This is a genomic window from Nonomuraea sp. CX421 (assembly GCF_059358955.1).
On the sequence record NZ_JCADBK010000025.1, the window covers coordinates 71,564 to 85,485 of the forward strand.

The window sequence follows — 13,922 nt, forward strand, 5'->3', positions numbered from 1 at the left end:
ATGCTCAAAATTCTGGAAGAACGTTGACTGGCTGGATGCTCCAACCGCACATTAGCGCACAAATAAGTCAGCTATCTCAGCTTGATGAAAGAGGCGCCGTGACCCAGACCGCCGAGCCCGTCACCGGTGCGGACGCCCGGATCAGCCTCGCCGATCGCTACCGCCCGGGGGCCCGGCCGGTGCTGCTGACGGGCGTCCAGGCCGTCGCCCGGTTGATCGCCGAGCAGCACGAGCGCGACGGACGGGCCGGCCTGCGCACCGCCACCTTCGTGTCCGGATACCAGGGCAGCCCGCTGGCCGGGCTCGACAAGACGCTCGCGGGCCTGAAGTCCCTGCGCGAGGAGCATGACCTGCGCCTGCTCCCCGGCCTCAACGAGGAGCTGGGCGCCACGGCCGTCTGGGGCAGCCAGTCCACGCTGCCCGCCGGGCGGCGGACCCATGACGGCGTCGTCGGCATCTGGTACGGCAAGGGCCCCGGCGTCGACCGGTCGGGCGACGCGATCCGCCACGCCTCCATGTACGGCGTCGACCCGCGCGGCGGGGTGCTGGCCCTGGCGGGCGACGATCCCGGGTCGTCGTCGTCCACGCTGCCGTGCGTCAGCGAGCGCGCGCTGGCCGCGATGGGGCTGCCCGTGCTCTACCCGCGCGACGCCGGAGAGCTCGTCACCCTCGGCCTGTACGGCATCGCGCTGTCCCGGGCCTCCGGCTGCTGGGTGGGCGTCAAGGTGGTCAGCGGTGTCGCGGACGGGATCTTCACCGTCGACCGCGACTTCGCCGGCCAGCGGATCGAGATCCCCTCGATCGAGTGGGAGGGGCGGCCGTGGACCTACCGGCAGCGCACCCTGCTCTCGCCGACCGACAGCCTGCTCGCCGAGGACGACCTGTTCGGCCCCCGGTGGGCGATGGTCGAGGCGTTCGGCGCCGCCAACCCGCTGGACGTGGTCGAGGTCGACCCCGCCGACGCCTGGCTCGGGATCGCGGCTCCCGGCGCGACGTACGACGCGGTGCGGCAGGCCCTGCTGGATCTCGGCCTGGACGACGCGGGTCTGGAGCGGGCCGGGATCCGGCTCATGCGCGTCGGCATGCCGTACCCGCTCGGGGCGGCCACGCTGCGGTCGTTCGCCCGCGGACTGCGCCGGATCGTCGTCGTCGAGGAGAAGACCGCCTTCGTCGAGAGCCAGGTGCGCGACCTCCTGTACGGCTCGCCCGGCGCGCCGGAGGTGCTGGGGAAGCGCGACGCCGACGGCAGGACGCTGGTGCCCGCCGGCGGGCTGCTGACCGCCGACCGGCTGGGCGGCCCGCTGCGCCGGCTGCTGGCCGGCCGGGTCGAGCTGGCGCCGCCCCCGCCGGCGCCCCGGATGACGCTCAGCCTGACCCCGGTGGCCGCCCGCAAGCCGTACTTCTGCAGCGGCTGCCCGCACAACCGCTCGACGGTGCTGCCCGAAGGGTCGCTGGGCGCGGGCGGCATCGGCTGCCACACCATGGTCACCATCGCCGACCGCGAGACCTCGCACGTCACGTCGCTGACGCAGATGGGCGGCGAGGGAGTGCAGTGGCTGGGGCAGGCGCAGTTCACCGACGTGCCGCACATCTTCCAGAACGTCGGCGACGGCACCTTCTTCCACTCCGGCCAGCTCGCGCTGCAGGCCTGTGTGGCGGCCGGGGCGAACATCACGTACAAGATCCTCTACAACCAGGTCGTCGCGATGACCGGCGCGCAGGATCCCCAGGGCGGCCTGAGCGTCCCGGCGCTGACGCGCAAACTGCACGCCGAGGGCGTGTCGAGGATCATCGTCTGCTCCGAGCGGCCGCGCGGCTACGCCAGGCGGGACCGGTTCGCGCCCGGGACCCTCGTCTGGCACCGTGACCGGCTCGACGAGGCGCAGCGGCTGCTGCGCGACGTCCCGGGCGTCACCGTGCTGATCTACGACCAGCAGTGCGCGGCCGAGGCCAGGCGGCTGCGCAAGCGCGGCGCGCTCGCCGAGCGCGCCGAGCGCGTGGTGATCAACGAGAGTGTCTGCGAGGGGTGCGGCGACTGCGGCGTGCAGAGCAACTGCCTGTCCGTGCAGCCCGTCGAGACCGAGCTGGGCCGCAAGACCCGGATCGACCAGACCTCCTGCAACACCGACTACACCTGTCTGCGGGGAGACTGCCCGTCGTTCGTCACGGTGCGGACCGGCGCTGCCCGCGGCCACGCCTCCGGCGCGCGGCCCGAGCCCCCGGCGGTGCCCGACCCCCGCCTGCCCGCGGCGAGCCCGACGTTCGATGTGTTCCTGGCCGGGATCGGCGGCACCGGCATCGTGACGGTCAACGCCGTCCTGGCCACCGCCGCGCTGCACGACGGGCTGCGCAGCGCCGGTCTCGACCAGACCGGCCTGTCGCAGAAGGCCGGCCCGGTGACGTCGCACCTGCGGCTGTCGACCGGCGACGGTGAGCCGGCCAACCGGGTCGGCACCGGCCGGGCCGACGCGGTGCTGGCGTTCGACCTGCTTGTGGCCACCGACGCCCGGCACCTGGCCCTCGGCGATCCCGGCCGCACCGTCGCGATCGCCTCGACCAGCCGGACACCGACGGGGGAGATGGTGTACGACCCCGGGGTCGCCTACCCGGACACCGAGCCGATGCTGGCCCGGCTGCGCAGCGCCACGTCCACCCTGCACGAGCTGGACGCGCTGGGCGCGGCTGAGGCGCTGTTCGGCTCCACCGACGTGGCCAACCTGCTGGTCGTCGGCGCCGCGTTCCAGGCCGGGGCGCTGCCGCTGACCGCGCGGGCGATCGAGAGGGCGATCGCGCTCAACGGGGTGAAGGTCGACCTCAACACCGCGGCCTTCCGCTGGGGCCGGGTCAGCGTGGCCGACCCCGCCGCGTTCGCCCGCGCCGTCTCGGGAGGCTCCGGGGAGCCCGCGCGGCCGGCCGTACCCGACGGGTCGGAGTTCCTGACCGGCCGGCCGATGCGGGGCGAGACCGCCCGGCTGGCGGGCATCAGGGCGGCGGAGCTCCGCGCGCACTCCGGCGCCGCGGCGGCCCGGCGCTACGCCGGCCTCGTCGAGGCCGCGTGGACGGCGGAGCGGGCCGTGGGCGAGGCGACGGCCTTCGGCGAGGCCGTGGCCCGGGGCGCGCACCGGCTGTGGGCCTACAAGGACGAGTACGAGGTGGCCCGGCTGCTCACCGACCCCGCCATGGAGGCGGCGGTCGCCGCGCAGGCGCCGGGCGGCACGAAGGCGACCTACAACCTGCACCCGCCGATGCTGCGGTCGATGGGCGTCGGCCGCAAGCTCAAGCTGGGGCCCTGGTTCCGGCCGGTGCTGCGCGGGCTGGCGAGGGGCCGCGTGCTGAGGGGCACGCCGCTGGACCCGTTCGGGTACGCGCGCGTCCGCCGTGTCGAGCGCGCGCTGGCGGCCGAGTACGAGGCCGTGGTCACCGAGCTGGCGCGGACGCTCGACGCCGACGGCTATGACCGGGCGGTGGCCGTCGCCGAGTCCGCCGAGTTGGTGCGCGGCTACGAGGGCGTCAAGCTGGCGAACGTCGAACGCTACCGGGAGCGGCGGGCCGAGCTGGGCGTCCCGCTCGGCGACGAGGTGCTGCGGCTGCTGCGCTGACCACCGCTTCCGGCCTCGGTCTGGTGGCGGATGCCGCCCTCGCGCGCCTCCGTAGTGTCAAGGGTTCTAACCACCCTTGTGTGTAGCGTTCCACACCTGCCCGCGATCTTTGCGCTAACCGGCGGAAAAGTCTTGACGTGAGTGTTCTACCGACTACATGCTGAACGCCAGGCCCGATCCGGAGGATGTCGCGCATGATCACCCCTGAAGCCAGCGTCGCCACGTTCACCATCAGCAGCTTCGAGGCGGCCAAGGACGTGTACCGCCAGAAGGACCTGAGGCAGGCGCTGTACGACGAGGGAGAGGTCGTCATGAGCGACGTCCTGGTCAACCTGCACGGCGATGAGCACCGCAAACGCCGCCGGGTCGAGAACCGCATCTTCCGTCGCGAGACCTTCGACCACTACGAGCGAGACCTGTTCCCCAAGGTGACGGAGCGGACCCTGGCGCCGTACGTCGTCAAGGGCGGCGTCGACCTGGTGCACCTGGGGCACGAGCTGATGCTCAACCTGGCCGCGCTGACCGCCGGGATCGACCGGCCGGAGGGCACCGCGGAGGAGACCCGGCGGCTGTACGACTACATGCAGTGGTTCATCAAGGGCGCGACGCTCGCGCACTCCACCGAGGACAAGCAGGCCCTGGCGGCCAGGATCAGCCAGGCCCTCGACGAGTGGGACGAGGAGTTCCTGCAGCCGTCCATCGCCCGCCGGAAGAAGGCGCTGGCGGCGCTGGAGGCGGGCGAGATCAGCGAGAACGACCTGCCGAAGGACGTTCTCATGACGCTGCTGCGCGGCAACGCCGAGCTGGAGCTGCCCGCCCACGTGCTGCGGCGCGAGATCGCCTTCTTCCTGCTGGCCGGCGCGCACACCAGCGCGACCGCGTTCGTCCGGTCCATCGACCACATCCTGGGCTGGCTGGCCGACCACCCCGAGGACGCCGGGCGCGTCGCCACCGACCCGCTGTTCGTGCAGCGGTGCGTCCACGAGACCGTCCGGCTCAACCCCTCCAGCCCCGTCGGCATGCGGTGGGCGCTGGCCCCCGTCTCGCTGAAGTCCGGGACGCGGATCCCGCAGGGCGCCAAGGTCATCGTCGACCTGCAGGCGGTCAACCGCGACCCCGAGGTGTTCGGGCCCGACGCCGCGGAGTTCAACCCGTACCGCGAGCTGCCGGCGGGCGTCGGTCCGTTCGGCCTGTCGTTCGCCGCCGGCATCCACGTGTGCATCGGCCAGGACCTGGCGGCCGGCGTGGTGCCGCGCGCGGACACCGACCCCGACGCGCACCTGTTCGGCCTCGTGCCCGGCGCGGTGCAGTATCTGTTCAACCAGGGAGTCCGGCGCGACCCGGCGAACCCGCCGCAGCGCGACGCCCACACACAGCGCCCGTACTGGGGCACCTACCCGGCCTTGCTGGGCTGAGCGGGCACCGGGCGGGCATCAAGTTCGGCAGCGATCAGGTGAGGGAGCAGATGGGTTTCGAGGTACGGGTCGACAAGGACGTCTGCATCAGCTCGGGCAAGTGCGTCGCGGACGCGCCGGCGGCCTTCCGGTTCGATGACGACGAGATCGCCGAGCCCGCGGCCGGCGTGAGCGCGCTGAGCGACGACCATCTCGTCGAGATCGCGCGGAGCTGCCCGTCCGGCGCCATCCAGGTGTTCGACCAGGGGGCCGAGGTCGCGCTCGACTGAGCTCGAGCGCCGCCCACAGCGGCTGGAACAGGACCACGGCCGACGCCACTCGGCCGAGCGCGCCGGCGCGGCCCGCGTCGGCGTCGCTCAGCAGGTCACGAGCACCGTGAGGTTCGGGATGCTCGGGTCCGCCGTGAGCGCGCGGCCGGCGAGCACGTCAGCTCGCCGTCCACCCGCCGTCGACCGGCAGCAGGACCCCGTTGACGTACGACGCGGCGTCGGACAGCAGGAACGCGGCCACGGTGGCGATCTCCTCCGGCTCCCCGGCCCGGCCCGCCGGCACGCGGGACATCAGCCAGGCCGTCTGACCGGGATCGCCCAGCCGGTCGGCGGTCATCGGGGTGCGGATGACGCCGGGCGCGATGGCGTTCACCCGGGCGCCGACCGGGGCCAGCTCCACGGCGGCGGCCCGCGTCATCGCGGCGATCGCCCCCTTGGCGGCCACGTAGTGGATCTGCCCGGCGACGGCGTTCGTGGCCACGACCGAGGCGATGTTGACCACCGCGCCGGTGCGCCGCTCGGCCGCCCAGCGCCGCGCCATGCCCCGGATGCCGAGGAACGTGCCGACGACGTGCACGTCGAGCATCCGGTGGAACTCCACCAGGTCCAGGTCGGCGATGTCGACCCGGCTGCGGATCCCGGCGCAGTTGACCAGGCCGTCGAGCGGGCCGGCCGCGTCGAGTGCCCGCTCCCAGGCGGCCTCGTCGGTCGTGTCGAGGACCAGCCCGCCCTCGGGCGGGCGGAGGTCGGCCGCGATGGCGGTCCACCCGGTGTCGTTCAGGTGGCGGCAGACCGCCGCGCCGATCCCCGACCCGCCACCTGTCACGAGAACTCTCGCCATGACACTCCTTACCTCGTCCTGAATCGTCGAGCTGAATCGTTGAGCTGAATCCTTGAGCTGGATCGTCGGGTCAGACCGTCGAGCGGCCCGGCCCGGCGGCGGACGCCAGCACCCGGCGGGTGTCGGCGAGCAGGCGCCCGGCCCTGGCGACGGGGGCCGACCGGGCGGTGAGCCGGTCGGACTGGACCTCGACACTGAGCGGAACGGCGGGGCCCACCTGGGCCAGCAGCCGGCCGAGGGGCAGTTCGCCCTCGCCGGGGGCCAGGCGGTCGTGCCTCGCCTCCCAGGACAGCGCGTCGAGCCCCCGCGGCGGGTGCGCCGGCGCGTCGCAGAGCTGCACGTAGCCGATCCGTTCCGCCGGGACGGCCGCGAGATCCTCGGGAGGCTCGCCGGCCCGGTGCAGGTGCAGCGCGTCCACGACCACGACGGCGTCGGCCAGGCCGTTCCCGTCCAGCAGGGCGAGCGCGGCGGCCAGGGTCGGCACGCCGGTGAACCGCATGAACTCCAGGGCGATCCGGGTGCTGTGGCCCCGCGCCGCCTCGTGGAGCCGGGTGAGGTCGGCCGCCGTGGCACCCTCGTCCCGGTGCTCGCTCACGGTCAGCAGGAACCGGGCGCCGAGCATCCCGGCCAGGTCGAGCAGCCGCCGCTGGTCGTCGAGATGGCTGTCCGGCCGCAGCCGCACCACCTCGACGTCGAGCACCGTCAGCCCGCTATCGTCCGCCCGGCGGCGCAGCCGCGCCGCCTCGGCCAGGCTGACGGACGCCGGGTCGAGCCGCAGACCCGCCGCGTCGTAACCGGCGGTGCTCGCCGCCTGGAGGACCTGCGCGGGACCGGCGTCACGTACGGTTCCCGCCGCGAGTGAGATCACCCTGGCGCCCTTCGGTCGGAGCGAGCGTCACTAGGACCCTAGCGCCGGAACGTCCGTACGGCTAGCCTCCGCCCGATCCTCCCTCGCCCCGGCCGCCGTTCCCCCGCCTGACGCTCACCCGGCGGCGACGGGGCGGGCCGCGCTGACCGGTTGCCTGAGGATGGTGCGCTGCCTGTCGGGCGCGGTCCTGCGAAAGTCGCTGAGGTAGATCTCGTGATGCTTGCCGGCCATGTGGAACCCGTTGTCCGGGATGAACTCCTGATGCATCCGCGCCAGCACGCCGGCCTCGTCGTCGAACGAACCGACATGCAACGTCTGCGCGCAGCGCCCCTCGGACAGAGTCTCCAGACGGACGTCACCAAGGCGGGCGGGCCGGTTCTTGACCCCGGCCCGCTCGACGGCGGTGGCGAACATCTTCTCGTCCGTCCAGTCCGGAACCATGATCATCATGGTCCAGTCCCACCGGGACTTGTCACGCGACACTGTGAACGAGTCCATGTCCCGGGCCCACCACAGACCTTCCAGGGGCATGACGACGTAGTCGCGGTCCAGGTCTCGTTTGCTGGCGAACTTCAGCTTGTAGGCCACCGGATAGAGCGCTTCGACCGCCTCGGAGAAGGCCGCCGAGGTGTTCGGGTCACCGTGGCCGTCGATCATGAGGTACTGCAGGTCGGGGACCTCCACGATCCGGAACCTGCCTTGTTTCGCCTGGTAGGCGTCAAGGCTCTTCTTGAAATCAGACTTGTTCGTCATGGGTCACCTGGACTCGATCGACGAGCCACGACCTTTCCGCCTCCAGGAGGCTCAGTGAGTACGAGAACACCTCGCGCGCCGGCGGCGGGAGAGGGGCCTGGGCCTGCTCGGCCGCCCGGACCGAGGCGATACGCCCTTCCACTCGCGTCAGCCTGACGCGTAGCGCCTGTGCGTATTCCTCCTCCGTGAGTAGGGGCAGGTTCGCGAGGCCGACCAGAAGCGGGTGCGGAGCCGGGCGCGGCTCCGCTATGAGGGCGAGCACGTTGCCGGCCGCGACCTCGCGGCCGGCGGGCGTGGCGTGGAAGACACGGCGGGACTTCGCGGCGGCGGGAGCCTCCGGGACGTGGACCAGGCCGCGCTTCTCCAGTCTGGCGAGCAGGTAGTAGATCGAGGAGAACCCGATGTCGGCCCACTGCCGGATGCCGCGTTGCTCGATCTCCCGTTCCAGGTCATATCCGTGCCGGGGCCGTTCGATGATCAGACCCAGCACGGTCAGTTCGGATGGGGTCACCTCCATGAGGAATATTCTAGTACTGGAATAGGAGGCTCCGGGCCACGGCGCCGGGCGCTCGGGGCCGCCTCCATGTGACGGGCGTGATCACTCGACAGGCGATCGTCGTTAGACTCTTGACGACGCTGAAGCGCGCTTCGTAGATTAACGGCACGTTACACGCGTAACGCCATTCCCCCACGGCCCCTTTCGGAGGACCGGATGGCTCGCACGTCACACAGGGTCACAGCGGCTCTCTTGGTCGCCGTACTCGCATCAGCCTGCGGAAACGTCTCAAGCGACGCCGGCGCTTCCGGCGACTCGGGCGAGGCGCCTCCAGGGATCACCACAGACGAGATCACACTCGGCGCGACCCTGCCCCTGACGGGCACGGCGGCGGTCGCCGGGCAGGGACTCGAAGCCGGCCTGCGGATCGCCGCCGACGAGATCAACGCGGCCGGCGGGATCAACGGCCGCAAGGTCAAGCTGGTCCTGCTCGACGACGGGTTCGCGCCGGACCGGGTCGTCACCAACGTGCGCCGCCTGGTCTCCCAGGAGAAGGTGTACGCGCTGGTCGCGCCGTCCGGCTCACAGGGCCTGCCGGGCACGTGGTCCTTCATCGCCGACAACGGCACCCCGGTCTGGGGACCGGTCTCCCCGGCCGACCCCAAGCAGCAGGAGGTCTACCTGCTGAGCGCCACCCGGGCGAGCCAGCAGCAGGTCGCGATCGACTACTTCGCCGAGCAGGGCTCCACCAAGCTCGCGGTCATCAAGCAGGACAACGACCTCGGCGTCTCCATGAAACTGGCGCTCGACCTCCAGACGCCCAAGCACCCCGACGTGAAGATCGTGGCGAACGAGGACGTCCAGCCCGGCTCGACCGACGTCAGCTCGGCGGTGAACAAGGTCATCGCCGCCAAGCCTGAGGCGCTGCTGCTGGCGACCGACAACAACCAGGTCGCGCTGATCCTGCAGCACCTGCGCCAGCGCAACATCACCATCCCCGTCTTCGCCGACCAGGGCGGGGCGGGCACCGGCGGCACGAGCGCGGTGGGACCCGCCGGCGCCGCGGCCGAGGGCCTCATCGGCGGCATGCAGGCCGACGTCGTCTCGACCGACAACCCGAGCGTCGAGCACTGGCGCTCCCTGGCCAAGAAGTACCAGGGCCAGCAGGGGGAGAGCGGCTTCTCGCTGCAGACCTACAGCTTCCTGAAGGCCTTCGCCGAGCTGGTCAAGCGGCTGGGCGGTGACGTCTCCTACGCCAACTTCAACAAGACCGCCGAAAGTCTGGCCGACAACCCGATCTCGCTGGGCTCCATCCCGGACATCGCCTGCGGCAAGCTGCCCAACGGCCACACCTGCGTGCAACAGGCGGGTCTGGCGGAGTTCAAGGACGGCAAGTGGACGGTCCTGCGGAAGTTCACGCCGCCGAAGTAGGCCGCCCTCGACCGGCCGGGCGGGCCTCCCGCGCCGGCCGGTCCCCGAAGTCGTCCTGCCCCGAACTCGTCCTGCCCCGAAGTCGTCCTGCACCGAAGCGGAGAGACATGTTGCAGACAGTGCTCAGCGGACTGGAGTCCGGGAGCTGGTTCGCGCTGCTGGGCCTGGCCATCGTGGTGGTGATGAAGGCGGCCGACGTCCCCAACTTCGCCATGGCGGAGATCGGCCTGGTGGCCACCTACGTGGGCACGGTGCTGAACGCCGCCGGGATCTCCTTCTGGCCGGCCGTGGTCGTCACCCTGGTCATCGGCACCCTGCTCGCGATCGTCATCGACCTGGCGTTGATGCGCAAGCTGGCGAAGCACGGCCACTTCCCGCTGCTCCTCATGACCATCGGCCTGTCCCTGGCGTTGAACGCCCTCATCGGGCTGATCTGGGGGCACGAGCCGCGCAGCTTCACCGCCCCGTGGTCCGGCAACCACCTCGACGTCGGCGGGCTCGACGTCAGCTGGGCGCAGGTCGTCACCATCGCGGTCGGCGCGCTCGGCGCGATCGGCATCACCGCCTTCTTCCGCTCGCCGATGGGCGCGCAGATGCGGGCCGTGGCCGAGAACCGGGAGACCGCGCGGCTGATCGGCGTCAACGCCGGCCGGCTGTCCGCGATCGCCTGGGGACTGGGCGGCCTCATCGCGAGCACGGCCGTCATGCTGCAGGCGCAGTCGACGCTGGTCTCGACCCACTCGGCGGCCTCGCTCATCATCTACGGGTTCGTCGCCGCCACCATGGGCGGCTTCGTCTCGCTGTTCGGCACCTTCGCCGGAGGTCTCGCGCTGGGCATCATCCAGCAGGTGGTCGGCACCTACATCTCGACGTCGGCGCAGTTCGCCGTCGCGCTGCTGGCCGTCTTCCTGGTGCTCATGCTCCGCCCCGGCGGGTTCACCAAGGGGATGAGGCTGAGAGATGTCTGAGCCGGGACGGGCCACCGCGACGACCACGCACACGGAGGATCCGACCATGGTCACTGCCGGCGCCGAGGCGGTCACCGAGCAGAGCGCGCACGCCGTTGGGCGCACCAAGGGCCTGGTGGCGGTCGGGGCCCTGCTGCTGCTGTTCGCCGCGCCCTTCGTGCTCAACTCCTACCTGCTGTTCGTGCTGAACCTCACCCTCGTGTACGCCGTCGCCACCCTCGGCTTCAACCTGCTCGTGGGCTGGTCGGGCCAGATCGGGCTGGCGCACGCCGCGCTGTTCGCGATCGGCGCGTACGGCAGCGCGATCGCCATGGAGCAGGGGGTGCCGTTCCTCGTCACGATCCCGCTCGTCGGGCTCGCCGCGGGCGGCCTGGCCGTGCTCATCGGCTTCCCGGCCATCCGGCTCACGGGCTTCTTCCTGGCCATCGCCACCCTGGCGCTGGGCATGGCCATCGTCGAGCTGCTCAAGGGGGCACGCGCGGTGACCGGCGGCGGAGGCGGCCTGAACGTCGAGGTGTTCACGCTGCCCGGCATCAACGGCAGCGCGTCGACGTACTTCGTCACCCTCGCCGTCGCCGCGGTCGCCTTCTTCCTGGTGCGCAGGTCGCTGATCGGGCGGTTCGGCCGCACCCTGCAGGCGGTGCGGCACCTGGGGCAGCTGTCCGGGTCGCTCGGGGTCTCGGCGCTGAGGTACCGGCTGATCGCCTTCGGGCTGTCGGGCTTCATCGCCGCCGTCGCCGGATCGCTGTACGGCCAGCTGCAGACGTTCGTGTTCCCGGCCATGTTCGAGATGAACCTGCTGGTCCCCATGCTCGTCATGGTGTTCGTGGGCGGGGCGGGCTCGCACTGGGGGCCGCTCATCGGCGCGGCGTTCGCGGTGGTGCTGATCGAGCTCTTCCAGGACCTGGGAGACCTGCAGGCCATCGCCTACGGCGTGGTCCTCATGGTGGCCATCGCCGTCCTGCCCGGAGGGCTCGTCTCCCTGTTCGCCACATTCAGAGACTCACGGCTGGTCGGGCGGCTTCTCGCGCGACGGACCGCGCCGGAGCGTTCGGAGGTGAGGGCATGACGCCCATGGACACGTCGACGGCGACGCCGGACTCCGCCGCGGGCCACCCGATCGTCGAGCTGGACGGGATCCGGATGTCGTTCGGCGGCAACGTCGTCCTCGACGACGTCACGCTCCCGGTGCGGCCCGGGTTCACCGGCCTGATCGGCCCGAACGGCGCCGGCAAGACCACCTGCCTCAACGTGATCTCGGGCTACCTGCGTCCCGACCAGGGGGACGTACGGCTCGGCGGGCGGAGCGTCGTGGGCGGGCCGGCCCACCAGATCGCCAGGCTCGGCGTGTCGCGCACCTTCCAGACCCCGCGCCTGATCCCGCACCTGTCGGCCACCGAGAACGTGCTGACCGGCGCCGGACGCCACTACCGCGGCGGGCACCTGTCGGAGCTGTTCGGCCTCCCGGCCGCGCGGCGCGACGAGAGGCGGCTGCGCGGCCAGGCCCGCGACCTGCTGGAGACGTTCGGGCTGGGCGAGTACCCGGGCCGCGCGGCGAGCCGGTTCCCCATCGGCAGCCAGAAGATCATCGAGGTCGCCCGGGCGCTGCTGAACGAGCCCCGGCTGCTCCTGCTGGACGAGCCGGCGGCGGGTCTCGGCGCGGAGGACGTCGACCGGCTGGTCACCGGGCTCACCGACTGGGCGGCGGACCGCGACGCGGCCGTACTGATCATCGAACACGACCTCGAACTGATCACCCGGCTCTGCCCGGCGGTCGCCGTCCTGCACTTCGGCCGCATCATCCAGTCCGGCGCCCCGGCGGACGTGCTGCGCGACCCCGTCGTCGTCGAGGCCTACCTAGGAGCCGACTTTGCTGCTGGAGATTGAGGACGCCCGCACCGGCTACGGGCGGCTGGAGGTCCTGCACGGCGTCTCGCTGAACGTGGCCGAAGGCGAGATCATCACCGTGCTCGGTCCCAACGGCACCGGCAAGACCACGCTGATGCGGCTGCTGTCCGGCGTGGTGCCGCTGTGGTCCGGCCGGGTCCGCTTCGACGGCTCCGACCTGCTCAAGGCGACCCCGGAGAAGCGCGCGTCACTCGGCCTGTGCCAGCTGCCCGAGGGGCGCGGCATCTTCCAGACCCTGACCGTGGGGGAGAACCTCCACCTCGGGACGGCGAGCCGCAAGGCGTCCGCCGCGCGGGTCCGCGCCGACCGCGACCGCGTCCTGGGCGTCTTCCCCGAGCTGGCCGGGCGCCTGACGGCCTCGGCGTCCTCCCTGTCGGGAGGGCAGCAGCAGATGCTCGCCCTGGCCCGCGCGATGATGGGCCGGCCGCGGCTGCTGCTGATCGACGAGCTGTCGTTCGGGCTGGCTCCCAGGATCGTGCACGACCTGTTCGAGGTGGTGCGCGAGCTGCGCGACGACGGCGTCACCTTCCTCATCGTCGAGCAGCAGGCCTCGGCGCTGCGCGTCTCCGACCGTACGTACGTCATGCGCAACGGCCGCAACGAGCTCGACCGCGCCTCGGCCGACCTCCTGGCCTCGGACGAGCTCGTCGCGTCCTACCTGCGCTGACACCTGCCCGCGCCGAAGAGGAGACACCGTGGCTGCCGACCCTCCGCACCTGACGCCTCTGCCGGAGCGGTTGCGGCTGATGGATCCACCGCCCGAGGACGCCGTCCTCGCGCTGGTCGAGGAGGAGCACGCCCGGTGGCGGCAGCTGCACGACCGGCTGATCTCCCTCATCGCCGGCCTGCTGGACATAGCGGCCACCGACCGCCCCCTCGACGACGTCATCTCCCGGCTGGTCGGCGAGGCCAGCGTCGGGCTGGACGAGCTGGTCGGCACGCGCGTCGACGCGGGTGAGGTGGCGGCGCTGCTGCGCGCCCACGGCTCGGTGGGCACGGTCGAGACCGACGGCGCGACGACGACGTTCCGACATGCCTGCGGCAGCGGGGGCCGGTACTGGCGCGACAACCCCGCGACGGCGACGGTGGCCGAAGGGGAGGTGCCGGGAGTCCCGGCGGGACGCCCGAGATACTGCGCCCGGTGCGTGCGCACCATCGACACCCACGGCGGGCGAGCCTGGACGGTCACGCCGCCGGTCGCGCCGGACCTGCCGTGCGTATGGACGGTGTCCACGGACATCACCGCAGATCCGGGCCACGATCCGGGCCACGGTCCGGGCGTCGCTCCGAGACAGGGACCGGGTGCCGGTCCGGGCGATGGCCTGAACGACGGCCTGAGCGACGGGGCGTCCTGAGTCGCGACCGCCCGGCCGG

At 72.0% G+C, this 13,922-nt stretch carries 13 protein-coding genes; 9 read left to right on the plus strand and 4 right to left on the minus strand.

Annotation, left to right across the window (positions count from 1 at the left end; translation table 11 throughout):
- Positions 1–98 precede the first annotated feature (98 nt).
- The 3 genes from AC5L3X_RS32150 (at position 99) to AC5L3X_RS32160 (ending at position 5,283) form a co-directional block, all read left to right on the plus strand.
- Positions 99–3,599 carry an indolepyruvate ferredoxin oxidoreductase family protein gene (locus AC5L3X_RS32150; RefSeq protein ID WP_494862021.1) on the plus strand — a complete coding sequence of 1,167 codons (3,501 nt, stop codon included), beginning with the start codon at positions 99–101 and terminating at the stop codon, positions 3,597–3,599.
- Positions 3,600–3,793: 194 nt separating this feature from the next.
- Positions 3,794–5,014 carry a cytochrome P450 gene (locus AC5L3X_RS32155; RefSeq protein ID WP_494862023.1) on the plus strand — a complete coding sequence of 407 codons (1,221 nt, stop codon included), beginning with the start codon at positions 3,794–3,796 and terminating at the stop codon, positions 5,012–5,014.
- 50 nt (positions 5,015–5,064) lie between these two features.
- The gene (locus AC5L3X_RS32160; RefSeq protein ID WP_189128074.1) at positions 5,065–5,283 is read left to right on the plus strand and encodes a ferredoxin; all 219 of its coding nucleotides are present in this window, start codon (positions 5,065–5,067) and stop codon (positions 5,281–5,283) included.
- A 157-nt stretch (positions 5,284–5,440) separates the two neighbouring features.
- On the opposite strand, the gene AC5L3X_RS32165 is transcribed toward AC5L3X_RS32160, so the two are convergent.
- From AC5L3X_RS32165 to AC5L3X_RS32180, 4 genes are all read right to left on the minus strand, one after another.
- Positions 5,441–6,124, minus strand: a complete 684-nt coding sequence (locus AC5L3X_RS32165; protein ID WP_494862025.1) for an SDR family NAD(P)-dependent oxidoreductase — start codon at positions 6,122–6,124, stop codon at positions 5,441–5,443.
- Between the two features lie 70 nt (positions 6,125–6,194).
- Complete coding sequence (locus tag AC5L3X_RS32170) at positions 6,195–6,992, minus strand: sugar phosphate isomerase/epimerase family protein (protein ID WP_189128072.1); 798 nt, start codon at positions 6,990–6,992, stop codon at positions 6,195–6,197.
- 114 nt (positions 6,993–7,106) lie between these two features.
- Positions 7,107–7,745 (minus strand): GyrI-like domain-containing protein, encoded by a 639-nt coding sequence (locus tag AC5L3X_RS32175; RefSeq protein ID WP_494862028.1) that lies wholly within the window; start codon positions 7,743–7,745, stop codon positions 7,107–7,109.
- Entirely contained in the window at positions 7,729–8,262 is a 534-nt protein-coding gene (locus AC5L3X_RS32180; protein WP_189128070.1) for a PadR family transcriptional regulator, read from the minus strand. Before AC5L3X_RS32180 ends, AC5L3X_RS32175 begins: the two co-directional genes overlap by 17 nt.
- 231 nt (positions 8,263–8,493) lie before the next feature.
- Here AC5L3X_RS32180 and AC5L3X_RS32185 point away from each other — a divergent pair, with 231 nt between their 5' ends.
- The 6 genes from AC5L3X_RS32185 to AC5L3X_RS32210 all read left to right on the plus strand — a co-directional run bounded on the left by AC5L3X_RS32185 (position 8,494) and on the right by AC5L3X_RS32210 (position 13,903).
- Positions 8,494–9,672, plus strand: coding sequence for an ABC transporter substrate-binding protein (locus tag AC5L3X_RS32185; protein ID WP_494862030.1), 1,179 nt, complete (start codon positions 8,494–8,496; stop codon positions 9,670–9,672).
- A 107-nt stretch (positions 9,673–9,779) separates the two neighbouring features.
- Positions 9,780–10,640 carry a branched-chain amino acid ABC transporter permease gene (locus AC5L3X_RS32190; RefSeq protein ID WP_494862032.1) on the plus strand — a complete coding sequence of 287 codons (861 nt, stop codon included), beginning with the start codon at positions 9,780–9,782 and terminating at the stop codon, positions 10,638–10,640.
- Positions 10,633–11,709 (plus strand): branched-chain amino acid ABC transporter permease, encoded by a 1,077-nt coding sequence (locus AC5L3X_RS32195; protein WP_494862034.1) that lies wholly within the window; start codon positions 10,633–10,635, stop codon positions 11,707–11,709. Before AC5L3X_RS32190 ends, AC5L3X_RS32195 begins: the two co-directional genes overlap by 8 nt.
- A complete protein-coding gene (locus tag AC5L3X_RS32200) occupies positions 11,706–12,527 on the plus strand; it encodes an ABC transporter ATP-binding protein (RefSeq protein ID WP_494862036.1) in 822 nt (273 codons plus the stop codon). Before AC5L3X_RS32195 ends, AC5L3X_RS32200 begins: the two co-directional genes overlap by 4 nt.
- Positions 12,511–13,215, plus strand: a complete 705-nt coding sequence (locus AC5L3X_RS32205) for an ABC transporter ATP-binding protein (RefSeq protein WP_494862038.1) — start codon at positions 12,511–12,513, stop codon at positions 13,213–13,215. Before AC5L3X_RS32200 ends, AC5L3X_RS32205 begins: the two co-directional genes overlap by 17 nt.
- A 28-nt stretch (positions 13,216–13,243) precedes the next feature.
- A complete protein-coding gene (locus AC5L3X_RS32210) occupies positions 13,244–13,903 on the plus strand; it encodes a hypothetical protein (RefSeq protein WP_494862040.1) in 660 nt (219 codons plus the stop codon).
- Positions 13,904–13,922: the final 19 nt, after the last annotated feature.